Origin of the sequence: Pseudomonas sp. A214 (assembly GCF_900156295.1) — a bacterium.
Lineage (GTDB): Bacteria > Pseudomonadota > Gammaproteobacteria > Pseudomonadales > Pseudomonadaceae > Aquipseudomonas > Aquipseudomonas rhizophila.
Map to the genome: position 1 here is coordinate 2,286,900 of NZ_LT707062.1, position 24,595 is coordinate 2,311,494.

General features: G+C 60.5%; 22 protein-coding genes. 15 read left to right on the plus strand and 7 right to left on the minus strand.

From position 1 onward, the window contains the following. Positions 1–80: 80 nt before the first annotated feature. Positions 81–845, minus strand: coding sequence for a flagellar basal body P-ring formation chaperone FlgA (gene flgA / locus BW979_RS10265; RefSeq protein ID WP_047228761.1), 765 nt, complete (start codon positions 843–845; stop codon positions 81–83). A gap of 78 nt (positions 846–923) precedes the next feature. Between flgA and BW979_RS10270 the strand changes: the two genes are divergently transcribed. The 6 genes from BW979_RS10270 (at position 924) to flgE (ending at position 6,011) form a co-directional block, all read left to right on the plus strand. Then, complete coding sequence (locus BW979_RS10270; protein WP_076383746.1) at positions 924–1,850, plus strand: chemotaxis protein CheV; 927 nt, start codon at positions 924–926, stop codon at positions 1,848–1,850. A 53-nt stretch (positions 1,851–1,903) separates the two neighbouring features. Beyond that, on the plus strand, positions 1,904–2,731 hold the full coding sequence (gene cheR / locus BW979_RS10275; protein ID WP_047228759.1) for a protein-glutamate O-methyltransferase CheR: 828 nt from the start codon (positions 1,904–1,906) through the stop codon (positions 2,729–2,731). Positions 2,732–3,086: 355 nt separating this feature from the next. Next, complete coding sequence (gene flgB, locus BW979_RS10280) at positions 3,087–3,494, plus strand: flagellar basal body rod protein FlgB (RefSeq protein ID WP_047228758.1); 408 nt, start codon at positions 3,087–3,089, stop codon at positions 3,492–3,494. Positions 3,495–3,497: 3 nt separating this feature from the next. Continuing rightward, positions 3,498–3,941: a flagellar basal body rod protein FlgC gene (gene flgC / locus BW979_RS10285; protein ID WP_014339780.1), complete on the plus strand. Its 444-nt coding sequence runs from the start codon at positions 3,498–3,500 to the stop codon at positions 3,939–3,941. A 15-nt stretch (positions 3,942–3,956) separates the two neighbouring features. After that, positions 3,957–4,679, plus strand: coding sequence for a flagellar hook assembly protein FlgD (flgD, locus tag BW979_RS10290; protein ID WP_047228757.1), 723 nt, complete (start codon positions 3,957–3,959; stop codon positions 4,677–4,679). Between the two features lie 30 nt (positions 4,680–4,709). Further along, complete coding sequence (gene flgE, locus BW979_RS10295; protein ID WP_047228756.1) at positions 4,710–6,011, plus strand: flagellar hook protein FlgE; 1,302 nt, start codon at positions 4,710–4,712, stop codon at positions 6,009–6,011. 342 nt (positions 6,012–6,353) lie between these two features. Here the strand turns inward: flgE and BW979_RS10300 are convergent, their stop codons facing one another. After that, a complete protein-coding gene (locus BW979_RS10300) occupies positions 6,354–9,245 on the minus strand; it encodes a ribonucleoside-diphosphate reductase subunit alpha (protein ID WP_047228755.1) in 2,892 nt (963 codons plus the stop codon). A gap of 794 nt (positions 9,246–10,039) precedes the next feature. Here BW979_RS10300 and BW979_RS10305 point away from each other — a divergent pair. Further along, positions 10,040–10,762: a response regulator gene (locus tag BW979_RS10305; protein ID WP_047228754.1), complete on the plus strand. Its 723-nt coding sequence runs from the start codon at positions 10,040–10,042 to the stop codon at positions 10,760–10,762. After that, complete coding sequence (locus tag BW979_RS10310) at positions 10,759–12,369, plus strand: ATP-binding protein (RefSeq protein WP_047228753.1); 1,611 nt, start codon at positions 10,759–10,761, stop codon at positions 12,367–12,369. Before BW979_RS10305 ends, BW979_RS10310 begins: the two co-directional genes overlap by 4 nt. Before the next feature lie 113 nt (positions 12,370–12,482). On the opposite strand, the gene BW979_RS10315 is transcribed toward BW979_RS10310, so the two are convergent. Together BW979_RS10315 and BW979_RS10320 are read right to left on the minus strand one after the other, a co-directional pair. Further along, on the minus strand, positions 12,483–13,208 hold the full coding sequence (locus BW979_RS10315) for a 4'-phosphopantetheinyl transferase family protein (protein WP_197685215.1): 726 nt from the start codon (positions 13,206–13,208) through the stop codon (positions 12,483–12,485). Positions 13,209–13,335: 127 nt separating this feature from the next. Then, positions 13,336–14,127 carry a dienelactone hydrolase family protein gene (locus BW979_RS10320; RefSeq protein ID WP_047228751.1) on the minus strand — a complete coding sequence of 264 codons (792 nt, stop codon included), beginning with the start codon at positions 14,125–14,127 and terminating at the stop codon, positions 13,336–13,338. Positions 14,128–14,280: 153 nt separating this feature from the next. Between BW979_RS10320 and BW979_RS10325 the strand changes: the two genes are divergently transcribed. The 3 genes from BW979_RS10325 (at position 14,281) to BW979_RS10335 (ending at position 17,008) form a co-directional block, all read left to right on the plus strand. Next, positions 14,281–14,880: a hypothetical protein gene (locus tag BW979_RS10325; protein ID WP_076383748.1), complete on the plus strand. Its 600-nt coding sequence runs from the start codon at positions 14,281–14,283 to the stop codon at positions 14,878–14,880. 107 nt (positions 14,881–14,987) lie between these two features. After that, positions 14,988–15,665: a response regulator gene (locus tag BW979_RS10330; protein ID WP_047228749.1), complete on the plus strand. Its 678-nt coding sequence runs from the start codon at positions 14,988–14,990 to the stop codon at positions 15,663–15,665. Beyond that, the gene (locus BW979_RS10335; RefSeq protein ID WP_076383749.1) at positions 15,662–17,008 is read left to right on the plus strand and encodes an ATP-binding protein; all 1,347 of its coding nucleotides are present in this window, start codon (positions 15,662–15,664) and stop codon (positions 17,006–17,008) included. Before BW979_RS10330 ends, BW979_RS10335 begins: the two co-directional genes overlap by 4 nt. A 154-nt stretch (positions 17,009–17,162) precedes the next feature. Here BW979_RS10335 and BW979_RS10340 read toward each other — a convergent pair whose 3' ends face one another. Continuing rightward, positions 17,163–18,161 (minus strand): AraC family transcriptional regulator, encoded by a 999-nt coding sequence (locus BW979_RS10340; RefSeq protein ID WP_076383750.1) that lies wholly within the window; start codon positions 18,159–18,161, stop codon positions 17,163–17,165. Between the two features lie 333 nt (positions 18,162–18,494). On the opposite strand from BW979_RS10340, the gene BW979_RS10345 reads away from it, so the two are divergent. Further along, a complete protein-coding gene (locus tag BW979_RS10345) occupies positions 18,495–19,829 on the plus strand; it encodes a dicarboxylate/amino acid:cation symporter (protein WP_047228746.1) in 1,335 nt (444 codons plus the stop codon). 169 nt (positions 19,830–19,998) lie between these two features. Then, entirely contained in the window at positions 19,999–21,180 is a 1,182-nt protein-coding gene (locus BW979_RS10350; protein WP_076383751.1) for a CaiB/BaiF CoA transferase family protein, read from the plus strand. A 120-nt stretch (positions 21,181–21,300) separates the two neighbouring features. On the opposite strand, the gene BW979_RS10355 is transcribed toward BW979_RS10350, so the two are convergent. Then, positions 21,301–21,795 (minus strand): SprT family zinc-dependent metalloprotease, encoded by a 495-nt coding sequence (locus BW979_RS10355; protein ID WP_047228744.1) that lies wholly within the window; start codon positions 21,793–21,795, stop codon positions 21,301–21,303. 174 nt (positions 21,796–21,969) lie between these two features. Next, positions 21,970–22,572 (minus strand): Yip1 family protein, encoded by a 603-nt coding sequence (locus BW979_RS10360; RefSeq protein WP_047228743.1) that lies wholly within the window; start codon positions 22,570–22,572, stop codon positions 21,970–21,972. A 429-nt stretch (positions 22,573–23,001) separates the two neighbouring features. Between BW979_RS10360 and ttcA the strand changes: the two genes are divergently transcribed. Together ttcA and BW979_RS10370 are read left to right on the plus strand one after the other, a co-directional pair. Continuing rightward, positions 23,002–23,826: a tRNA 2-thiocytidine(32) synthetase TtcA gene (ttcA, locus tag BW979_RS10365; RefSeq protein ID WP_076383752.1), complete on the plus strand. Its 825-nt coding sequence runs from the start codon at positions 23,002–23,004 to the stop codon at positions 23,824–23,826. 81 nt (positions 23,827–23,907) lie between these two features. Beyond that, positions 23,908–24,582: a DNA-3-methyladenine glycosylase I gene (locus BW979_RS10370; RefSeq protein ID WP_076383753.1), complete on the plus strand. Its 675-nt coding sequence runs from the start codon at positions 23,908–23,910 to the stop codon at positions 24,580–24,582. Positions 24,583–24,595: the final 13 nt, after the last annotated feature.

Here is a 24,595-nt window from a genome sequence, read left to right on the forward strand (position 1 = left end):
CTGCGCTTGCCTTTGCGTAAGGCACAGTCTAGGGAACACCGTGGGCAAGCGCCAGCTCTCTACCCATTTCCACCCGATCTCTACATAGCCACTTCCACATGGCCTGGGGCCATTACCTGCGCCTTGATAACACGTTGGGAATTAAGGTTTTTTACCCGAATCTGTTCTCGCATGCCGCCGTTGGACAAAGCCTCGCCCGGCATCCGCACGGCCAGGGTCCCGCTGCGGGCGGTGATGACCACCTGATCGCCCTTGCGCACCACTTCGGCTTGTTCCAGGTGGACCAGGGTAATGACCTGGTCGGCGACCATTGGTCGGACAAGTTTCTGACCGATGGCCTGATCGACGGAGGTGAGGAAACCCTGGTTGATCTGGCTGACATCCCGTTCACGCAGTGTCACGTCCTGAGGCTCGACGATCCCGGCCCGCTTGAGCGGACGGGTGGTGGTGACGATTTCGCGAAACAGGCGCACTTGAGCGGGCACGAACACCGTCCAGGGCGCGGCGCTGTCGCACCGCAGCTTTACCGTGACCCGGCCCAGTGGTCTGGCCGGGCTCTCCAGAGACGCAGTCAATTCCTTGTCACACATGGGCATGCGCAGGCGCGGGTCGAGCTGGTTGACTTCGATTTCGTAGCGACCTTCGGTTTGACTGGTTGCCAGGTAGTCTTCTACGGTGAATTCAAGAAAGCCCTGAGTGACGCCGATAAGGAGATCAGGCAAGGTAACCGGAACAGCACCAAAGGCAGGGCCGCCCAAAGCGAGCAGGCAGGCAGCCAACAGTGCACCGAGCCAGTGGCGGCAGTGAGTGGTCAGGCGTCGAAAAAATGTCGTTTGTGCGTTCATGCCGGTTCAATAGCAAGCCCCGTGCCGTTTAGTGATGAATGCGCGTCGGACACATTAGCGTTAGGTAGGAGTCAGGGCATGGCGGGAGTAATGGATTCGGTAAACCAGCGCACTCAGCTGGTCGGTCAGAATCGCCTGGAGCTGTTGTTGTTCCGTCTCGACGGCCAACAGATGTACGGGATCAACGTATTCAAGGTCCGCGAGGTGCTCCAGTGCCCGAAGCTGACCCTGATGCCCAAGTCCTGCCCCGTCGTGTGCGGTGTGGCCAATATCCGCGGAGCGACCATCCCGATTCTCGATCTGGCGATGGCGACCGGTTCGGGGCGGCTTCTGGATCAGAGCAATCCGTTCGTGATCATCACCGAGTACAACACCAAGACCCAGGGCTTCCTGGTGCGCTCGGTGGAGCGCATCGTCAACATGAACTGGGAAGAGATCCATCCGCCGCCCAAGGGCACCGGTCGCGATCACTACCTCACGGCGGTGACCCGGGTCGATAACCAGTTGGTGGAAATCATCGACGTGGAGAAAATCCTCGCCGAAGTGGCACCGACCCCGGAAACGATTTCCGTGGGGGTGGTCGACGCCGAAACCCAGCACAAGGCGATTTCGCTGCGGGTCCTGACGGTTGATGATTCTTCGGTGGCACGTAAGCAGGTGACCCGTTGTCTACAAACGGTCGGTGTCGAAGTGGTAGCGTTGAACGACGGACGCCAGGCCCTGGATTACCTGCGCAAGCTGGTGGAAGAGGGCAAGAAGCCGGAAGAGGAGTTTCTGATGATGATCTCCGACATTGAAATGCCGGAGATGGACGGGTACACCCTGACGTCGGAAATCCGCAACGACCCGCGCATGCAAAAGCTGCATATTGTCTTGCACACCTCGTTGTCCGGTGTTTTCAACCAGGCGATGGTCAAGAAGGTGGGGGCCGATGATTTCCTGGCCAAGTTCCGGCCCGATGACCTGGCTTCCCGGGTAGTCGAGCGCATCAAGGCTGCAGAATAAAGGTCGGGCGCGTTGTGCGCCCGGCAAGTCAATACGATGAAAGAGGCGGTATTTTGTCTACGGGTAATTTGGATTTCGAACAGTTCCGGGTCTTCCTGGAAAAAGCCTGTGGCATTTTGCTTGGTGAAAACAAGCAATACCTGGTGTCGAGCCGTCTCAATAAGTTGATGGAGCAACAGGGCCTGAAATCGTTGGGCGAACTGGTCCAGCGCATCCAGACCCAGCCGCGCAGTGGGTTGCGCGAGATGGTGGTGGATGCCATGACCACCAACGAAACCCTGTGGTTTCGCGACACCTATCCGTTCGAGGTGTTGAAGAACAGGGTGCTGCCGGCGGCCATCAAGGCCAGTCCGGGGCAACGCTTGCGGATCTGGTCGGCGGCCTGTTCGTCGGGACAGGAACCCTATTCGCTGTCGATGTCCATCGATGAGTTCGAGCGGACCAATATCGGCCAGCTGAAAATGGGCGTGCAAATCGTCGCCACCGATTTGTCCGGGACGATGCTCAATAACTGCAAGACCGGCGAATACGACAGCCTGGCCATCGGCCGCGGCCTGTCGCCTGATCGCCTGCAACGCTACTTCGACCCCAAAGGGCCGGGTAAATGGGTGGTCAAGGCGCCGATCAAGAGCCGCGTGGAGTTCCGTTCGTTCAACCTGCTGGACAGCTACGCCAGCCTGGGCAAGTTCGACATCGTGTTCTGCCGCAACGTGCTGATCTACTTCTCTGCCGAAGTGAAAAAAGACATCCTGCTGCGCATCCATAGCACGCTCAAACCGGGCGGCTACCTGTTCCTCGGCGCCTCCGAGGCATTGAACGGTTTGCCGGACCACTACCAGATGGTGCAGTGCAGTCCAGGGATCATCTATCAGGCGAAGTGATTTGCTTGGGTTGGCAAAAAAACGGGAGTCCGCAAAGGCTCCCGTTTTTTTTGCCTGCTGATTTTTCCCTGTCACCCCTATCCCCTTGTGGGAGCGAGCCTGCTCGCGATAGCGGTATCACAGGCGATATCCATGGTGACTGACCCACCGTTATCGCGAGCAGGCTCGCTCCCACAAGGTCGTCGGTGTCGCAGAAGCGGCAGAAAAGCGGCAGCCAGCGGAAACCGATTGCCGCTTTTCTGGCATTGCCGCTTTGCCGATGCCCGCAAAGCCCCGGTTTATGGGCTTTTTGAAAGTGGCACGACGCTTGCTATGTCCATCGTACGTAAATTCTGGTCACCCGAAGGTTTCCAACATGAGCATCAGTTTCGATAAAGCGCTCGGCATCCACGAAAAGGCCCTGAGCTTCCGCGCCCAGCGTGCCGAAGTCCTGGCCAACAACATCGCCAACGCCGACACCCCGAACTTCAAGGCTCGGGACCTGGACTTCTCCAAAGTGCTCGCCGAGCAGAACGAGAAGGCCAAGAACGGCCACTTCGCCCTGAACATGACCAACAGCCGTCACATCGAAGCCGAAGGCCTGGGCAATGCCGATGAGTCGCTGATGTACCGCACGCCGATGCAGCCTTCGATCGACCAGAACACCGTGGACGCTCAACTGGAACAGTCCAACTACACGGAAAACTCCGTGAACTTCCAGGCCAGCTTCACCCTGCTCAATAGCAAATTCAAAGGGCTGGTATCGGCCCTGCGCGGAGAGTAAGTCATGTCGATTGCGAGCGTATTCAACATTGCCGGCAGCGCCATGAGTGCCCAGACCACGCGTCTGAACACCGTCGCCAGTAACATCGCCAACGCCGAGACCGTGTCGTCGAGCATCGACCAGACCTACCGTGCCCGTCACCCGGTGTTCGCCACCATGTTCCAGGGCGGCCAATCCGGCGGCAGCGACTCGCTGTTCCAGGAGCAGGACGCCGCAGGGCAGGGTGTGCAGGTGCTCGGCGTGGTCGAAGACCAGAGCAACCTCGACGCACGCTACGAGCCGAACCACCCGGCCGCCGACGCCAAGGGCTACGTCTATTACCCGAACGTGAACGTCGTTGAAGAAATGGCCGACATGATTTCCGCCAGTCGTTCGTTCCAGACCAACGTCGAAATGATGAACACCGCCAAAACCATGATGCAGAAGGTCCTGACCCTCGGTCAGTGATAAGGGGCGAGTCACATGAGCGTCACCAACACCACCAGTGGTTTGAGCCTCAACGAGATTCTGGCCAACTCCTCGGTCAAGACCAACACCACCACCGATGGCCTGGCCTCGGCGACGAATGCGGCTACCGGTTCCAAGGAACTGGGCAAGGATGCGTTCCTGCAACTGCTGGTCACCCAGCTGAAAAACCAGAACCCGCTGGAGCCGCAGGATAACGGCGAGTTCGTTGCCCAGTTGGCGCAATTCAGCAGCCTGGAAGGCATCACCACACTCAACGAAACCGTGAGCGGTATTGCCGGCAACTACAACTCGTCCCAGGCCCTGCAAGCCTCGTCACTGGTGGGCCGTTCGGTCATAGCCCCGGGTAACAAGGCTGTGGTCGATACCTCCAAGAGCCTCAACGGCACGGTGGTGGTACCAGCCTCGGTGTCCTCGCTCGCGATCAAGATCGCGGACAAGGACGGCAAGACCGTTCGTACGATCGAGCTGGGTAGCCAGAATGCCGGTAATTCGGCCTTCATCTGGGATGGCAAGAACGATGCGGGCACCACCCTTGAGTCGGGTACTTACACCTTCACCGCTTCGACCACTATCGACGACAAGCCCGTGTCGCTGATCACCAACCTGCCGGCGACCGTCAGCAGCGTGACGATCAGCCAGACGGGCGGTGAGCTGATGCTCAACCTGGCCGGGCTGGGCAGCATCGCCCTGTCCAAAGTACAAACTATTGGTATGTAGAGCCGACTAAACCGGCAAAAGGAGTGCAACATGTCTTTCAACATCGGCCTTAGCGGTCTCTATGCAGCCAACAAGCACCTGGACGTGACCGGCAACAACATCGCCAACGTGGCGACCACCGGTTTCAAATCGTCCCGTGCGGAATTCGAAGACGTCTACTCGGCCACCAGGCTGGGCAGCGGCACCAAGACCGTCGGTAACGGCGTGCGCCTGGCCAACGTCTCCCAGCAGTTCAGCCAGGGTGACGTCAACAACACCGGCAACGTGCTGGACATGGGCATCCAGGGTTCGGGCTTCTTTGTCCTGAGCAACGACGGTTCCCTGAGCTACACCCGTGCCGGTACGTTCAAGACCGACAAGGAAGGTTTCATCACCAACAGCGATGGCACTGCGCGTTTGCAGGGCTATGGCGTGGATGCCAATGGCAACATCCTCAACGGTATTCTGACCGACCTGCGCATCGACACTTCCAACCTGCCGCCGCAAGCGACCAGCCTGGTTTCGTCGACGATTAACCTGAATTCGACGGCAACGCCGATTTCCCAGGCGGCTCCCTACGTATTCGATCCAACCGATACCGCCACGTTCACCAAGCAATTCACCACCCCTGTCTACGATACCCAGGGCAACCAGCACTCGATGGACCAGTACATGGTCAAGACTGGCGCCAACACGTGGGATGTCTACACCCTGATCGATGGCCGTAACCTCAATGGCAGTGCGCCGGTTGCGCCGAACGCCCCCGTTCCTTCGACGATGACCTTTGACTCGAATGGCAAGTTGGTCCAGGTCAGCACCCCGCCTGCGACCATCAACAACGATCTGGTACTCACTGGCTGGGTGCCTGGCACCGTGACCAACGGTGTGTGGACCGCCAACGGCGCCGGTTCGTCGACTATCACCGTCTCCATGGCCAACACCACCCAGTTCAACGCCGACACCGCGCGTTCGATTCCTGCCCAGAACGGCTACGCCACTGGCCAGATCACCAACCTGACCATCGACGGTAGCGGTGTACTGCTGGCCAACTTCAGCAACAACCAGACCAAGCCGATCGGTCAGCTCGCCCTTGCCAGCTTCACCAACGAGCAAGGCCTGCAACCGGTAGGCGGCAGCGGCTGGAAAGAAACCTTCGCCTCGGGTATCCCGGGCTACGATGCTCCGGAAACCGGCACCCTGGGTTCGATCGTCTCCAACTCCCTGGAAGAGTCCAACGTCAACCTGACCAATGAACTGGTCGAGCTGATCAAGGCCCAGAGCAACTACCAGGCGAACGCCAAGACCATCTCCACCCAGAGCACCATCATGCAGACCATCATTCAGATGGCCTGATATCGATGGTTGCCTGAACGCTGCACAAGAAGCCCCTCGCAAGAGGGGCTTTTTTGTGGGTGGGTGTTTTCGGGGTGGCTGTCCCGGCCTCATCGCGAGCAGGCTCGCTCCCACAGGTGGACGCATTCCAATGTGGTCACTGGCTGAACCAAAGCCGCTCCCACAGGGATTTTCAGTGAGCGCAAATCTTGCGAACGAACCGGAACATATGTGGGAGCGAGCCTGCTCGCGATGGGGTCAGCCCAGTCGCTACTTTTCTCAAGGCAAAAGAAAACCCCCAATAAACCAGCGGTCTATCGGGGGCTTCTTTAGCAAGCGCCTTGCAGCGCCCACCCACTCAGCTTATTGGCAAGCTTCGCAATCCGGCTCATCGATCGCGCAGGCCTTTGGCACGGGTGCCGGGCCGGCTGGAGCCGCCAGGACCGAATCGTCACCGTGGTTGCCGCCGCTGGAAACAGCGTTCAGCTTGCCGGTGTTGATGGTCGACTTCTCGGTGCTGGTGGCGGCCAGGGCACGGAGGTAGTAGGTGGTTTTCAGACCACGGTACCAGGCCATGCGGTAGGTCACGTCCAGCTTCTTGCCCGAGGCACCGGCGATGTACAGGTTCAGCGACTGAGCCTGGTCGATCCACTTCTGGCGACGGCTGGCCGCGTCGACGATCCACTTGGTGTCCACTTCGAACGCGGTGGCGTAGAGCTCCTTGAGCTCCTGCGGGATGCGCTCGATCTGCTGTACCGAACCATCGTAGTACTTCAGGTCGTTGATCATGACCGAGTCCCACAGGCCGCGGGCCTTGAGGTCGCGAACCAGGTACGGGTTGATCACGGTGAACTCGCCCGACAGGTTCGATTTCACATACAGGTTCTGGTAGGTCGGTTCGATCGACTGCGACACGCCAGTGATGTTGGCGATGGTGGCGGTCGGAGCGATGGCCATGATGTTGGAGTTACGGATGCCTTTCTGTACACGGGCGCGAACCGGTGCCCAGTCCAGGGATTCGTTCAGGTCAACGTCGATGTACTTCTGGCCACGCTGTTCGATCAGGATCTGTTGCGAGTCCAGCGGCAACACGCCCTTGGACCACAGCGAACCCTGGAACGTCTCGTACGAGCCGCGCTCGTCGGCCAGGTCGCAGGAAGCCTGGATCGCGTAGTAGCTGACCGCTTCCATGGACTTGTCGGCGAACTCGACCGCAGCGTCCGAACCGTACGGGATGTGCTGCAGGTACAAGGCGTCTTGGAAGCCCATGATGCCCAGGCCGACCGGACGGTGCTTGAAGTTGGAGTTCTTCGCCTGCGGCACCGAGTAGTAATTGATGTCGATCACGTTGTCGAGCATGCGCACGGCGGTGTTCACGGTGCGTTGCAGCTTGGCGGTGTCCAGCTTGCCATCGACGATGTGGTTCGGCAGGTTGATCGAGCCCAGGTTGCAGACGGCGATCTCGTCCTTGTTGGTGTTCAAGGTGATCTCGGTGCACAGGTTCGAGCTGTGGACCACGCCCACGTGCTGCTGCGGGCTGCGCAGGTTGCACGGGTCCTTGAAGGTCAGCCATGGGTGGCCGGTTTCGAACAGCATCGACAGCATCTTGCGCCACAGGTCTTTGGCCTGGACGACTTTGAACAGCTTGATCTTGTTGTACTCGGTGAGGGCTTCGTAGTACTCGTAGCGCTCTTCGAAAGCCTTGCCGGTCAGGTCATGCAGGTCTGGAACTTCGGATGGCGAGAACAGGGTCCACTTGCCGTCGTCGAAGACGCGCTTCATGAACAGGTCAGGGATCCAGTTGGCGGTGTTCATGTCGTGGGTACGACGACGGTCATCACCGGTGTTCTTGCGCAGCTCGATGAACTCTTCGATGTCCATGTGCCAGGTTTCCAGGTAGGCACACACCGCGCCCTTGCGCTTGCCACCCTGGTTGACCGCGACTGCGGTGTCGTTGACTACCTTGAGGAACGGTACGACGCCCTGGGATTTGCCGTTGGTGCCCTTGATGTACGAGCCCAATGCGCGAACCGGGGTCCAGTCGTTGCCCAGGCCGCCGGCAAATTTGGACAGCATGGCGTTGTCGTGGATGGCGCCGTAGATGCCCGACAGGTCGTCCGGTACGGTGGTCAGGTAGCAGCTCGACAGTTGTGGACGCAGGGTGCCGGCGTTGAACAGCGTCGGGGTCGAGGCCATGTAGTCGAAGGACGACAACAGGTTGTAGAACTCGATGGCACGGTCTTCACGCTGCTTCTCTTCGATCGCCAGGCCCATGGCCACGCGCATGAAGAAAATCTGCGGCAGTTCGAAGCGGATACCGTCCTTGTGGATGAAGTAACGGTCGTACAGGGTTTGCAGACCCAGGTAAGTGAACTGCTGGTCGCGCTCGTGGTTGATCGCCTTGCCGAGCTTTTCCAGGTCGAACTCGGCCAGTACCGGGTTCAGCAATTCGAATTCGATACCCTTGGCGACGTAGGCCGGCAAGGCCTTGGCGTACAGGTCGACCATTTCGTGGTGGGTCGCGCTCTCGGCGACTTCCAGGAAGCTCAGGCCTTCGGCACGCAGGGTGTCCATCAGCAGGCGGGCGGTCACGAAGGAGTAGTTCGGCTCGCGTTCCACCAGGGTCCGCGCGGTCATCACCAGTGCAGTGTTGACGTCCTTGAGTGCGACGCCGTCATAGAGGTTTTTCAGGGTTTCGCGCTGGATCAGGTCGCCGTCGACTTCTTCCAGGCCTTCGCAGGCTTCGGTGACGATGGTGTTCAAGCGACCCATGTCCAGCGGCGCGAGGCTGCCGTCGGCGCGTGCGATGCGGATCGAAGGGTGGGCCTGGACCGGTGCGTCGGCCGGGGAGCGGGTGGCACGTTCCTTGGCGCGCGAATCACGGTAGATCACATAGTCACGCGCCACTTTCTGCTCGCCGGCACGCATCAGGGCCAGTTCGACCTGGTCCTGGATTTCTTCGATGTGGATGGTGCCACCCGACGGCATGCGACGCTTGAAGGTTGCGGTGACTTGCTCGGTCAGGCGGGCCACGGTGTCGTGGATGCGCGACGAAGCGGCGGCGGTGCCGCCCTCAACTGCGAGAAACGCTTTGGTGATGGCGACGGTGATCTTGTCATCGGTGTAAGGAACGACAGTGCCGTTACGCTTGATCACACGCAGCTGGCCAGGCGCGGTAGCGGCCAGATCCGAGTTCGAATCAGCGGCCAGCGGCGCGGTGCCCTGCGGGTTCTCGCGAGTTGTGTCGGTGTGCATGGGTGTCTCCACATTCTCTATGTTTGTTTGGGCACCATCACGGTGCCCACCGTTCCGTCCTGAAGCACTACAACCGACTGGCGCCGGGTATAACAACTTCGGGACAGTAGGAAGCAGGCCTGAATACCGCTTCCTTCCGAAGTTCTGGGCTTCGAGCCTGGGCTCGAAACCGGATTGCAGAGGTGCCTGCAATGGACTGCAACACCCGTACCGTTCTGGTCGTTTTGACCTTGAAACGATGGCCATCCGCAAGGGGCGGTCTGGTCTTGGGGGAATGCGGTGTTTCAGTCGGACAAAGGCAAGAAAAGCGCTTGAATTATCTGTCCGACTTGTGTTTGGTTTTTGGTCGAAAACCCTACATGTAGGGTTTTTTACGCGACGGGCTACAAGATAATGCGTTTTGGGGGATGAATGCAACGTGCTACCTGTGGATAAGCCTGTGCGTAATTTGTGTGCGAAACGTGGAACAGCTCTGTAGGCCGCGACCTTGCTGGAGTGGACCTTTTTTCATCGTTTTAACGATCCGAAAACAGCCCGATGGTTTTTGCGGGCGCGGACGTTACCATACAAGTCCCGCGCGACCGAACGCATTTGTCCGCTTGTTTTATGCAGGGCCGGCGTTTATACAATCGGCCCGTGCATGGGCATGCTTATCCTCCTTTAACATGACAAAAAGACGGGGGATCTGGATTCTATATTTGGAGCGGACGTCTTGTGGCAAGGGAGCAAGCTCCCTCGCCACAAGTCAGGTGCCTATCCTTTCTTCTATATACACAACAAGACGAGGCCCCCCCGTGGAACAAGAAGCCTGGCAGGTATTGATCGTCGAGGATGACCAGCGGCTGGCCGAGCTGACTCGCGAGTACCTGGAAAGCAACGGCCTGCGCGTGGCTATTGAAGGCAACGGTGCGGTGGCGGCGGCGCGGATCATTGCCGAGCAACCGGACCTGGTGATCCTCGACCTGATGCTGCCCGGCGAGGACGGCCTGAGCATCTGCCGCAAGGTGCGCGAGCATTACGACGGGCCGATCCTGATGCTCACCGCCCGCACCGACGACACCGATCAGATCCAGGGCCTGGACCTGGGCGCCGACGATTACGTCTGCAAGCCGGTGCGGCCACGCTTGCTCTTGGCCCGCGTCCAGGCTCTGTTGCGACGCAGCGAACCGGAACCGGCCACGTCGCAAAAGCCACGGCGTCTGCAATTCGGCCCGCTGGTAGTGGACAACGCCTTGCGCGAAGCCTGGCTGCAAGACCACGGCATTGAGCTGACCAGTGCCGAGTTCGATCTGTTGTGGCTGCTGGTGTCCAACGCCGGGCGCATCCTGTCCCGGGAAGAGATCTTCACCGCCCTGCGTGGCATCGGTTATGACGGCCAGGACCGCTCCATCGACGTGCGCATCTCGCGCATCCGTCCCAAGATCGGCGACGACCCGGACCATCCACGGCTGATCAAGACCATCCGCAGCAAGGGTTATCTGTTCGTTCCTGAAGCTTGCGTAGACCCGACGTCGTGAACTCGATCTTCCTGCGCATTTACGGCGGCATGTGCGCGGCCCTGGTGCTGGTGGCGGTGCTCGGCGTGCTGGCCCTGCATTTGCTCAACCAGACTCGCAGTGAGCAGTACCGCGAGCGTCTGGCCCACGGCACGTTTTCCTTGATGGCCGATAATCTGCGGCCCATGAACGACACCGAGCGACGCCGGGCCCTGGCGGTGTGGGAACGCCTGCTGGGCATTCCCCTGGCGTTGCAGACTTACGCCCAGACCGATCTGGATCTCGGCCAGCGCACCCGTGTCATGCGCGGCCAGGCCCTGGTGGAGCAGACCGGGCCCCATGCGGCGAAAGTTTATCGGCTGGTCAGCGACGCTGAAAAACTGATGCTGGTCGGGGAGGTCCGTCAGATCAGCGAGCAACTGGCCCGGGCAACTATCTACCTGCTGGCCGATGAGTTGGTGCGTTACCCGGTGGCCGAGCAGCCTGAACGCCTGGCGCAACTCAAGCAGGAAAAAGGCTTCGGGTTTGACCTGCGGCTGATGCCCATTACGCAGGCGGACATGGACGAAGACCAGCGTCGGCGCGTGGCCGAGGGCGACACGGTCATGGCGCTGGGCAAGGGCGGTGACTCGATCCGGGTGTTCGCCGGCATGGTCGGTACGCCGTGGGTGCTGGAAATCGGCCCGTTGTACCAGATGAACCCTTATCCGCCTGAGTGGCTGGTGCTGATCGCGGCGCTGGGGTTGAGCCTGATCGGGCTGATCGTTTACCTGTTGGTGCGCCAGTTGGAGCGACGCCTGCGTGGTCTGGAATCGGCCGCCACCCAGATCGCCCAGGGCAGCCTGGAAACCCGGGTGCCGGCTCGCGGTGCTGACTCGGTAGGGCGATTGGCCGCCGCGTTCAACGGCATGGCCGAACACTTGCAGCAGTTGTTGGCGATTCAGCGGGAGCTGGTGCGTGCGGTGTCCCATGAGTTGCGCACCCCGGTGGCGCGCCTGCGTTTTGGCCTGGAGATGATCGGCAGCGCTACCACGCCCCAGGCCCGGGACAAATACCTGGCGGGCATGGATCACGACATCGAAGACCTGGATCGGCTGGTGGACGAGATGCTGACCTATGCGCGACTGGAGCAGGGATCGCCGGCCCTGAACTTCCAGCGCGTGGATCTGGATGCGCTGGTCAATCAGGTCATTGAAGAGTTGGGACCGCTTCGGGCCGGGATTACGGTCGAGCGCGGCCTGTGCCTGTCTGCCGCTGATTGCGATGGCGCCTGGGTCGAGGCCGAGCCGCGCTTCCTGCATCGGGCCCTGCAGAACCTGGTGAGCAATGCGATGCGTCACGCCAGCTCCCGGGTGACGGTCAGTTACCAGGTGGGTCAGTTGCGTTGTCGGGTGGACGTCGAGGACGACGGGCCCGGCGTGCCGGAGGCGGCGTGGGAGCGGATCTTCAAGCCCTTCCTGCGCCTGGACGACAGCCGTGCCCGTGCTTCAGGTGGTCATGGGTTGGGGTTGTCGATCGTGCGGCGGATCATCCACTGGCACGATGGCCGGGCGTTGATCGGCAAGAGCAAGAGTCTGGGTGGGGCCTGCTTCAGCTTGAGCTGGCCGCGGCATCAGGACAGGTCTTGAAGGTGTGGCGCCTGTGCGGGCCTTATCGCGAGCAGGCTCGCTCCCACATTGAAATGCAGTCTCCTGTGGGAGCGAGCCTGCTCGCGATAAGGGGCTGAAAAACGCGACAAATCTCAGGCCTTGATCCCCACCAGACTCAACAACTGCCCATCCTTCACACCAAACTGCGCCGACAGTTCACTGCCATGACGCCACTCGGCCGACAGGTCGGTGAGCAACTGCAGCCGAACCTGTCCGCTGTGGGTCCATTCCAGCACTTGGGCATGTTCGAAATAAAAGCGCTGCCTGACGATCGGGTACAGCGCCTTGAACAGGCTTTCCTTCACGGAAAAGGTCAGGGTCACCAGCAATGCTCGGTCATCTTGCGCGGTCGCGGCCATGCGCAGCAGTTCCGGCGGGGTGAGGATTTCACCGGCCAGGCGCTCGGCCCGCTCGGGATCGAGCAGGTTTTCCAGGTCCATGCCCAGCCCTTGCCAGTGCTGTTTTCTGGCGACGATGGCCGCGGCCCGGCCGGTGCTGTGGGTGATTGAGCCACTGACATGGGCCGGCCATACCGGGGCGCGGTCGTCACCGATGGCCGGCACGCACGTCTGGCCGTCCAACTGATGAAGGGCCGCTCGGGCGCAGATCCGCCCGGCAAGAAATTCCGCCTGACGCTTGGCCACCGAACGCTGGATGCTCGCGGGCGGCTCGATGGCACTGTTCGGAAAATCATCAGCGCTTAGCAACAACGGATCGAAGCGGGTGCTCAGCAGCAGGGTATCGGGCAGGACTTGAGGCAACAGCCATTGATCGTCCAGGGGCGTGCAGCAGGCGGGCAGGGCGGGGAGAGCATTCATGCCCGGCATTTTGCCGGGTTGGCTTGAGGCTGGGTAGTGGGGCATAAAGATTGTGAGCGGGTGAAGCTTTGTGGCGAGGGAGCTTGCTCCCTCGCCACAGGGGGGTGTTTCAGCTGAAGGATGGGGTTCAGCCAAAAATCTTCTTGAAGAACTTCTGCATGTCCGCCCAGGACTTTTCATCGGCTTGCTTGTTGTAGCCAATATCCGGCCCGCCATGTTCGCCGTGACCCAGGCGGTCGGCGTCGGGGTTGCTGAAGCCGTGCTTGGCGCCTTCAAGGTTGACGAAGGTGTAGTCGGCACCGGCCTTGTCCATTTCGCTCTTGAACGCGGTGACGTTGTCCGGGGTGACCATGCTGTCCAGCGCGCCATGTTCGACCAGGACCTTGGCCTTGACGCTGCCCGGTGTTGCCGGGGTATTGGTGACCAGCGCGCCGTGGAAACTCACCACGCCGGCCAGTGGAACACCCTGGCGCGCCGCATCCAGCACCACTTTGCCGCCGAAGCAGTAACCGATGGCGGCGATTTTGTCCGGGTCGGTATGGGGTTGTTTCTTCAACAGGTCGAGGCCGGCCTGGAACCGCGCACTGGCCGCCTTGCCGTCCTTGAGAGCCGCCTGCATGAACGCCATGGCGTCCTTGGGGTGCTCGGTGTTCTTGCCGTCGCCGTACATGTCGATGGCCAGCGCGCTGTAGCCCAGGCCCGCGAGGTCACGGGCGCGGCGCTTGGAATAATCGTTCAGCCCCCACCATTCATGTACCACCACCACGCCCGGGCGCGGGCCTTTGACCGCGTCGTCGTAAGCGTAGTAACCCATCAGTTTGGTGCCGTCGGCACTGGTGTAGGGAATCTCCTGGGTCTGGATGGCGGCGTGGCTCGCGGCGCTAAAGGCCAGAAGTACAACAGCAAGCAACCTGTGCATGACGGATCTCCTTGATAAGTGCAGGGGGTGAGACAGAACACTTTAGCCGATTCATTCAGCGCAGGTTCAGAGAACGTTCAAGGGCCATTCAGGGACGGTTGGTTAACGTGGCTGTGACTTCACAAACCACCCACGTTGCACAGGAGCTTGAACATGACTCACATGAAAACTCTGCTGTTGGCTTTCACGGTGCTGGGCGCCAGCGCCATGGCCCACGCCGATGACAACTTCGCCAGCCTGACCCTCGGCCAGACCAGCGACAAGGTCAAGAAGTCCGACGCGCTGAACGCTAACCTCAATCACCCGAACGCCGACGGTATCATCGGCAAAGACACCACCTATGGCGTCCGACTGGGCCGGCAAAACGACCAGGGTCGCTACTACGCCACGTACGACAACGTTTCGGGCACTCACAATGGCATTAAATTGCGCCAGGAAAACCTGCTGGGCAGTTACGATATGTTCTATCCGGTCACCGGCAGCACCAAGCTGTTCGGCGGCGGTACGGCGGGCCTGACCAAACTGACCCAGGACTCCCCCGGCTATAGCCGTGACAGCGATATCGGCTACGCCGTGGGCTTGCAGACCGGCATCCTGCAGAAGGTTTCACAAAACACCTCGCTGGAACTGGGTTACCGTTATCTGCGCAGCAACGCCAGCACCGAGATGAGCCCCCACGCAGGTGGCAAGGTTGGATCGCTGGACCTGACCAGCAGTGCCCAGACTTATCTCTCGGCCAACTACACGTTCTAAGGCTGGAAGGTGAGCGTGGTCAGCCGGATCGGCCCAAGACGATCCGGCGCCGCTTCTCGTAAACCGATGTGCATGACTGGACTGTTCGATTTGCCTGGGAGAGCCCCATGAAATTACTGGTCGTCGAAGACGAAGCCTTGCTGCGCCATCACCTGCAGACCCGTCTGACCGACAGCGGCCATGTGGTGCAGGCCGTGGCCAATGCCGAGGAGGCCTTGTATCAGGTCGCGCAATTCAATCACGACCTGGCGGTGATCGACCTGGGCTTGCCGGGCATCAGCGGGCTGGAGCTGATCCGCCGGTTGCGCTCCCAGGACAAGACCTTCCCGATCCTGATCCTTACTGCCCGCGGCAACTGGCAGGACAAGGTTGAAGGTCTGGCCGCCGGTGCCGACGACTACGTGGTCAAGCCGTTTCAGTTCGAAGAGCTGGAGGCCCGCCTGAACGCGTTGTTGCGCCGTTCCAGTGGTTTCACCCAGTCGACCATCGTGGCCGGTCCGTTGCTGTTGGACCTCAATCGCAAGCAAGCGTCCCTGGGTGAGGAAGCGTTGGCGCTGACGGCCTATGAATACCGCATCCTTGAATACCTGATGCGCCATCATCAGCAGGTGGTCGCCAAGGACCGCTTGATGGAGCAGCTTTACCCGGATGACGACGAGCGTGACCCCAATGTCATCGAAGTGCTGGTGGGGCGTCTGCGGCGCAAACTGGAAGCCCCGGCCGGCTTCAAACCGATCGAAACCGTGCGTGGCCTGGGTTACCTGTTCAACGAGCGTTGCCAGTGATTCGTTCGCTACGGCTGCGGTTGATGCTGGCCGCCATGACCCTGGCGGTGTTGTTCATGCTGGCACTGCTGCCGGCCATGCAAGGCGCGTTCAGCCTGGCCCTGCAGGAGTCCATCGAACAACGCCTGGCGTCGGACGTGACCACGCTCATTTCCGCTGCCCGCGTGGAAAACAACCGTTTGAAGATGCCGGCGCAATTGCCCGATGAGCGTTTTAACCTCGCCGACGCCCGTCTGCTGGGCTACATCTATGATCGCGACGGGCGCTTGGTGTGGCGGTCCAAGGCCACTCGGGAAGAGAACATCAATTACACGCCGCGCTACGACGGCCAGGGCAATCAGTTCGCGCGTATCCGCGAAGACAACGGCCAGGAGTTTTTCGTCTACGACGTCGAAGTCAAACTGCTCGGTGGCCAGAGCGCGGCGTTCAGTTTCGTCACCCTGCAACCGGTGCGCGATTACGAAGTGACGCTCGACGGCCTGCGGGAAAAACTCTACCTGGGCTTCGGTGCTGCGCTGGCAGTGTTGTTGGCCCTGTTGTGGATTGGCCTGAGCTGGGGACTTCGCGCGTTGAGGCGCCTGAGCCAGGAACTGGACGAAATCGAAAGCGGCAGCCGGGAAAGTCTCAGCACCGAGCACCCCCGGGAGCTGCTGCGCTTGACCGGTTCCCTCAACCGCCTGTTGCATGGCGAGCGGGAGCAGCGCAGCCGCTATCGTGACTCCCTCGATGACCTGGCCCATAGCCTGAAAACCCCGCTGGCGGTGCTGCAAGGCGTGAGTGAAGACATGGCCCGGCGCACCGAAGATCGTGGACAGGCCTGGGTGCTGCAAAGCCAGATCGAGCGCATGAGCCAGCAGATCGGCTATCAGTTGCAGCGCGCGAGCCTGCGCAAAAGTGGCCTGGTGCGCCATCAGGTGCGCTTGCGCCCGGTGCTGCAAAGCCTGTGCGATACGCTGGACAAGGTCTATCGCGACAAGCGCGTCCACGTCAGCTTCGATCTGCCGGAGCAGTGCCATGTGCCGATCGAGCAGGGCGCCTTGCTGGAAATGCTCGGCAATCTGTTGGAAAACGCCTATCGGCTGTGCCTGGGCGAGGTGCGCATCAGCGTGCATCAGACCCTCGGCGGTATTGAATTGTGTGTCGAGGATGACGGGCCAGGTGTGCCGCCGGATCAACGCGCGCGGATTCTGCAGCGTGGTGAGCGGCTGGATCGCCAGCATCCGGGGCAGGGCATTGGGCTGGCGGTGGTCAAAGACATCATCGAAAGCTACGGCGCCCGGTTGACCCTGGGGGATTCAGAGTTGGGCGGGGCGGCATTTCGGATTCATTTTCCGGTGCTTTGACTGCTAACGGATACCTGCTGGAATCAGACCTGTGGGAGCATGGCTTGCCCGCGATGGCAGTCTCAGGGGCGCCATCGCGGGCAAGCCAAGCTCCCACATTTTGATCTGAGGGGCGCGCGGGTTGTGTGTCCACTGAAAATCAGCAAACCCTCCATCAACTCTCCTGCTCCCGATAAGCCCCCGGCGTCACCCCCGTCCATTTCTTGAATGCCCGGTGAAACGCCGACGGTTCAGAGAATCCCAGCTGTTCGGCAATCTGCTGCAACGACAGGTCCGCGCGTCCCAGATGGTAGATGGCGATATCCCGCCGCAGCTGATCCTTGAGTTCCTGGAAGCTGGTGCCTTCCTCCCGCAGATGCCGGCGCAACGTCTGCGGACTGATGTGCAGATGGGCGGCGACGGTGTCCAGATCCGGCCAGCGTGCGGCGTCGCGGCTGAGCAGGCGGCGTAGCTGGCTGCTCAGGCTGTTGCCATCGTCAGGGCGTGACAGCAGGTCGGCGGGGGAATGTTCGAGAAAGTGTTTGAGGGTTCGTTCGTCCTGCAGCAACGGCATATTCAGGTAACGACTGTGGAACAACAGGCTGCAACGTTGCGCCTGGAACACCAGCGGGCAGGGGAACAACAGATCGTACTCGGCCCCATGGGCGGGCTTGGCATAGCTGAATGTCGCCTGTTCCAGACCGATCCGCTGGCCGATCAGCCAACTGCCGAGGCGATGCCAGATCACCAGCAGGCTTTCGGCCAGGAAATGGTCGGGGTCGCGCAGTGTCGTTTCATCCAGGTTCAAACGCACCCGTTCCCCTTCGGCCTCAAGCGTCAGGCTCGGGGCGTCCGGGAAGAGGCTGTAGAACAACAACCCGCGCTGAAGTGCCTTGCCCAGGGTCCGGCAGTGGATCAACGCGTGACACATCATGGCAAACGTCCCGGGTTTACTGGGGGCCAGACCAAATCCCAGATACTCGTCCCCCAGTGCCAGCCGCAGGGCCTGCAACAGGCTGGCGAACTGCACTGGTGCTATGCGTGCTCGCGGCTCGTCCAACAGCTCGGGGCTGATGCCCAGCTGTTGCAACAAGGGAACGTAATCGAAACCTTGCCGGCGCGCACCACCCAGGGCGGCGCGGGCGAAGTGGCTGGCGATGGTGCGTTGGCGCATGGCAGGAATCCGTTTATTGAGCTGCCGATGGTAGCAGGGGCCTTCCGCTCGACAAGGCGGATATCCGCCAAATCCCGGAGCGAGAACGGCCTTGTGGGCGGGAATCCGCCATCTGCGTCTGGCTGTTCAGGTCTGTTTACTCGCGTGTAGCCCTTGTAGCTCAAGGGTTGTAGGCATTTTCCGGAAAATGGCATGGGCCTTGCGATAGGCATCCGCAGGTCTGCCGCCGTGCAGCCGCCAAAACAAATCCCTCCAGTGCAGGAGGGTTCGCAATTGAGGTTTCGTGGACGACAGGTGGATGTTGTCACACGGGACGCTTGAGGAAGGTTTGCCATGACGACTCGTCAGCCACTGTACAAATCCCTGTATTTCCAGGTGATCGTAGCCATTGCCATCGGCATTTTGCTCGGCCACTTCTATCCGCAGACCGGCGTTGCCCTCAAACCGCTGGGTGACGGATTCATCAAACTGATCAAAATGGTCATCGCTCCCATCATCTTCTGTACCGTTGTCAGCGGTATTGCCGGCATGCAGAACATGAAGTCGGTGGGCAAGACCGGTGGCTACGCGCTGCTGTACTTCGAAATCGTCTCCACGATCGCCCTGTTGATCGGTCTGGTCGTGGTCAACGTCGTGCAACCGGGCGCCGGCATGCACATCGATGTGACGACCCTGGACACCAGCAAGATCGCCGGTTACATCTCGGCCGGTAAAGACCAGAGCATCGTGGCCTTCATCCTCAACGTGATCCCGAACACCATCGTCGGCGCGTTCGCCAATGGCGATATCCTGCAAGTGCTGATGTTCTCGGTGATCTTCGGTTTCGCCCTGCATCGCCTGGGTGCCTACGGCAAGCCGGTGCTGGACTTCATCGATCGCTTCGCCCACGTGATGTTCAACATCATCAACATGATCATGAAACTGGCGCCCGTCGGTGCGTTCGGTGCCATGGCGTTCACTATCGGCGCCTACGGTGTCGGTTCGCTGGTGCAATTGGGCCAGTTGATGATCTGCTTCTACATCACCTGTGTGGTGTTCGTCCTGGTGGTGCTGGGCGCCATCTGCCGGGCCCACGGCTTCAGTGTCGTCAAGCTGATCCGTTACATCCGTGAAGAACTGCTGATCGTGCTGGGTACTTCCTCGTCGGAATCGGCCCTGCCACGCATGCTGATCAAGATGGAGCGTCTGGGTGCGCAGAAATCCGTGGTGGGTCTGGTGATCCCGACCGGCTACTCGTTCAACCTCGACGGCACTTCGATCTACCTGACCATGGCTGCGGTGTTCATCGCCCAGGCCACCGACACGCCGATGGACCTGACTCACCAGATCACCCTGTTGCTGGTGCTGCTGCTGTCGTCCAAAGGTGCTGCCGGCGTGACCGGTAGCGGCTTCATCGTGCTGGCGGCCACCCTGTCGGCCGTGGGTCATCTGCCAGTAGCCGGCCTGGCGCTGATCCTGGGTATCGACCGCTTCATGTCCGAAGCCCGCGCCCTGACCAACCTGGTGGGCAATGCTGTGGCCACCATCGTGGTTGCCAAGTGGGTCAAGGAACTGGACGTAGACCAGTTGCAGAGCGAACTGGCTTCCGGCGGTCGCGGCATCTCCGACACCCGTGAAGAAGACGACCTGGGCGTGGCCGAAGGCCCAACCCCTGCTGCTGTGAAGTAACCTTTCGCTGCAATAAAAAACCCGCTTCGGCGGGTTTTTTTATTTGAGGGATTTTTCAGTCGAGGATGCTGTTGCTGAGCGCAATGGTCAGCCAGACTGACACCTGCGGTAATTGCTCCACCGCCAACCCCTGCCTAGTCTTGAGGGCATCACCACGCGGAGATCGCCCATGCACGGCCCACTGGCATCGCTCAAGGTTCTGGACTTCTCGACCCTGCTGCCCGGCCCGTTCGCCTCATTGTTGCTGGCGGACATGGGGGCCGAGGTGTTGCGCATCGAGTCGCCGACCCGCCCGGATCTGTTACGGATACTGCCGCCCCATGATCAGGGCGTCTCGGCCAGCCATGCCTACCTCAACCGCAACAAGCGCAGCCTGGCCCTGGACCTCAAGCAGCCGGCGGCGCTGGAGGTGATCAAGCAGTTGCTGGGCGACCACGACATCCTGCTGGAACAGTTCCGCCCCGGTGTGATGGAGCGGCTGGGCCTGGGGTACGAAGCCTTGAAGGCGATCAATCCCCGATTGATCTACGTGTCCATCACCGGCTACGGCCAGACCGGGCCCTACAAGGACCGCGCCGGCCACGACATCAACTACCTGGCCCTGGCGGGACTGGCCAGCCACACCGGGCGTGCCGACGCTGGGCCATTGCCGCTGGGCATTCAGGCGGCGGACATCGCCGGTGGTTCCCTGCACGGGGTGATCGGGCTGTTGGCGGCGGTGATCGCCCGTCAGCAGACCGGGCAGGGCCAGCATCTGGACGTGAGCATGACCGACTGTGTGTTCAGCCTCAACGCTTTGGCCGGTGCCGGTTATCTGGCCTGCGGCGTGGCACCTGAGTGGGAAAACCAGATGCTCAACGGTGGCAGCTTCTATGACTATTACCGCACCCGGGATGGCCGTTGGATGTCGGTGGGCAGCCTGGAGCCGGTCTTCATGCAGGCGTTGTGCGAGACCCTGGGACGGCCGGAGCTGGCGGCCCAGGGGCTGTCGCCCCATCCAGATCAGCAACGGCAGCTAAAGCAGCAATTGCAGGCTGAATTCGAGAAGCATGATTTCGCTGAGCTTTGCCGGTTGTTTGCGGGGGTTGATGCTTGCGTCGAACCGGTGCTGAGCCTGGAAGAAACACTCAGGCATCCCCAGTTAGCGGCCCGGGATGTCGTGACCCAGGTGCCTCGTGGCGATGGCTCGAGCCAGGCGCAGATGGCCTGTCCGTTGAAGTTCTCGCACGGCTTGCCCGAGCCTCGGCATATTGGCGCGGGGCTGGGAGCGCACACGGATCAGGTGTTGGGGGAGTTGGGGTTTAGTGTTGAGCGGATTGCGCAACTGCGCGATGCCAGGGTGGTTGTGTAGTGGTCTTTTTGGCCTCATCGCGAGCAGGCTCGCTCCCACACTGGATCTATAGCACTCACAGAATTCCTGTGGGAGCGAGCCTGCTCGCGATGGGGCCAGCCCAGACGCAACAAAAACCTGCTACTCCACCCGAGTCTCGCCACTGAACACCAAGGTATTGCGGCAACTGCGGCACAAATAGCGGCGCCCCTGACGCACCAGGCTGTGACGCTGGGCCGAGAAGGGGAAGTCGCTGCCGTCGCAGGGGCATTTGTAGATGTAGCGGGTCACGCTGCGGCGCTTGATCTCGTAGGTATGGCAGCGGTTGGGCGGCAGTTCGTATACGCCGCGCATGATCAGTTGCCACTCTTCACCATGGGGCTGAATACGTTCGCCAAACAGCTGATGGGCAATCAGGTGCGCGACCTCGTGGGCGACGGTCTGCTTGAGAAAGTCTTCGGCGTTTTCCCGGTACAACTGTGGATTGAAGCGCAGCAGATTCTCATGCAGGTGCGCGACACCGGCCTTCTGGCCACGCAATTTGAAGCTGACCACGGGACGTTTGAAAGGACGTTTGAAAAAGGTTTCGGCTTGTTGGTAACACTCTTCGACGCGGGTATTGAGTTGCTCAAGCATGCTGTACGGGTCTCCAGAGGCTTGAGTATGCCGCAAGCGCCGGCCATTGCGAATCGCCCAGACGCCCAGTGGTCGTTTCGCCAGCACCAAACACAGGAAGGCCGCCTTGCGGCGGCCTGTATTGGCAGATATTGCTTTGTTTTCAGAAGGGAACCCTGAGCGGGTTCGACCCCTTCAGTTGGTATACACCGGACCGACGCCCAGCCCCCAGACAATCACCGTAAACGCCATGATAGCCACCAGCACCACCAGACCCACGGCGAGTACCGAACTGGAAAACAGAAAACCCTCGTCCTGAGGAATATTCATGAAAGTGGGCAAGCCCACATACAGCAGGTAGACGGTGTAGCAGATCGCTGCCGTACCGACGATCATCCCCAGCCACATGTGCGGATAGAGCGCCGCCAGGCCGCCGATGAACAAGGGGGTCGCCGTGTAGGTGGCGAACGCGACGCAACGCGCCAGGCTCGGGTTGGCGTCATAGGTACGGGCCATCCAGTGCACGAAGGCGCCCATCACCGCCACGCCGCCCAACATGGCGAGGTACGACATGATGGTCATCCACAGCGCACTTTCCTGGGTCAGCATCACCGGAGGCCGGTTGCCGATGACCCATCCCACCTGCGTGGTGCCGATAAACGCCGATACCGCGGGAATGGCCGCCAGGATCAGCGTGTGGGTGAGGTACATGTGGCTGATGCTTTCCTCCTGATCGCCACGGATTTCTTTCCATTCTTGATCAGGGTGGGTAAAGAGCCCCACGACATGATGGATCATAGTCAGTCACTCCTTTGTTATTGCCATCGCCCCCCAACGGAGCGCCTACGGGCCAAACGGCCGAGTAAGTACAGGTCTGTAAGTGTGTGCGACCTTATGTCGCAGTATAGAAAGGAGTTCTCGCCAGGGGGATGGGGGGCTTAGAGCAAATCGCGCTGTAGGCGACGGTGTTAATCGCCGATGGGTCTGTCTACATCGTCTTTGACGAACACACTGGCGTTGTGGCGAGGGGATTTATCCCCGCTGGGCTGCGCAGCAGCCCTCTGAGTCGGTCTGATGCCCCGCAGTAGTCTTTGGATAATGGGGCTGCTTCGCAGCCCAGCGGGGATAAATCCCCTCGCCACAAAAGGGCATGTCATCAGCCTTCGCCGACGGCGGATTTTTTGCGTAAAATGCCGGCCTTTCGTCACACCTCACGGATTTCGCGTCATGGGCACTCTTACGGTCAACCAGAACAAACTGCAAAAGCGCCTGCGCCGCCAGGCCGGTGAGGCGGTCGCTGATTTCAATATGATTGAAGACGGCGACAAGGTCATGGTTTGCCTGTCCGGCGGCAAGGACAGCTACACCTTGCTCGATGTGCTGATGCATTTGCAGAAGGTTGCGCCGATCAAGTTCGACATTGTCGCGGTGAACATGGACCAGAAGCAGCCCGGTTTCCCCGAGCATGTGTTGCCGGCCTACCTTCAATCGCTGGGCGTGGAATATCACATCGTCGAGAAGGACACCTATTCGGTGGTCAAGGAGCTGATCCCGGAAGGCAAGACCACTTGCTCGCTGTGCTCACGCCTGCGACGCGGCACGCTCTACACCTTTGCCGACCAGATCGGCGCGACAAAGATGGCCCTGGGGCACCACCGCGACGACATCGTCGAGACCTTTTTCCTCAACATGTTCTACAACGGCTCGCTCAAAGCCATGCCGCCCAAGCTGCGCGCCGATGACGGGCGCAACGTGGTGATCCGCCCGCTGGCCTACTGCAGCGAGAAAGACATCCAGGCCTATTCAGACTTCAAGCAGTTCCCGATCATCCCTTGCAACCTGTGCGGCTCCCAGGAAAACCTGCAACGCCAGGTGGTCAAGGAGATGCTGCAGGAGTGGGAGCGCAAGACCCCGGGCCGTACCGAGAGCATTTTCCGCGGCTTGCAGAACGTCGTTCCGTCGCAACTGGCGGACCGTAACCTGTTCGACTTCACCAACCTGCGCATCGACGAAAGCGCCACGCCGCGATTCGTCAACGTGGTGAACCTCTGACGAACTCAGCGGCTCCTATTCACGGCGCTCGTGGCCAGGCCACTTAGAGCGCCGTTTTCATTTCCGACCCCAGGAGAGGGCATGCGCGATTACAAGTGGCTGCACGAGTATTGTCTGAACCGCTTCGGTTCGGCGGCTGAACTGGAAGCCCACCTGCCTGTTCCCAAGACCCCGGCCCAACTACGCAAGATCAGCGACGACCGCTACCTTTCGACCATGGCGCTGCGGGTGTTTCGCGCCGGGCTCAAGCACAGCCTGGTGGACGCCAAGTGGCCGGCGTTCGAGGAAGTGTTTTTCAAGTTCGACCCGGAAAAAGTCGTGCTGATGAGCGCCGAGCACCTGGAGCGGCTGATGCAGGACGCGCGGATCATCCGTCACTTGGGCAAGCTCAAGAGCGTGCCGCGCAACGCGCAATTGATACTGGACGTGGCCCATGAAAAAGGCAGCTTTGGCGCGCTGATCGCCGACTGGCCGGTGACCGACATCGTAGGCCTGTGGACCTACCTGAAAAAGCACGGCCATCAACTGGGCGGTCTGTCGGCTCCGCGTTTCCTGCGGATGATGGGCAAGGACACTTTTGTGCCCAGTTATGACGTGGTGGCGGCGCTCAATGCGCAGGACATCATCGACAAAGTTCCCACCAGCCTGCGGGATCTGGCGACGGTGCAGCAGGCCTTCAACCAGTGGCATGAAGAGAGTGGTGGAAGGCCCATGAGCCAGATTTCGATGATGCTGGCGTATACCGTCAATCATTGAGGCCGCATCGCGA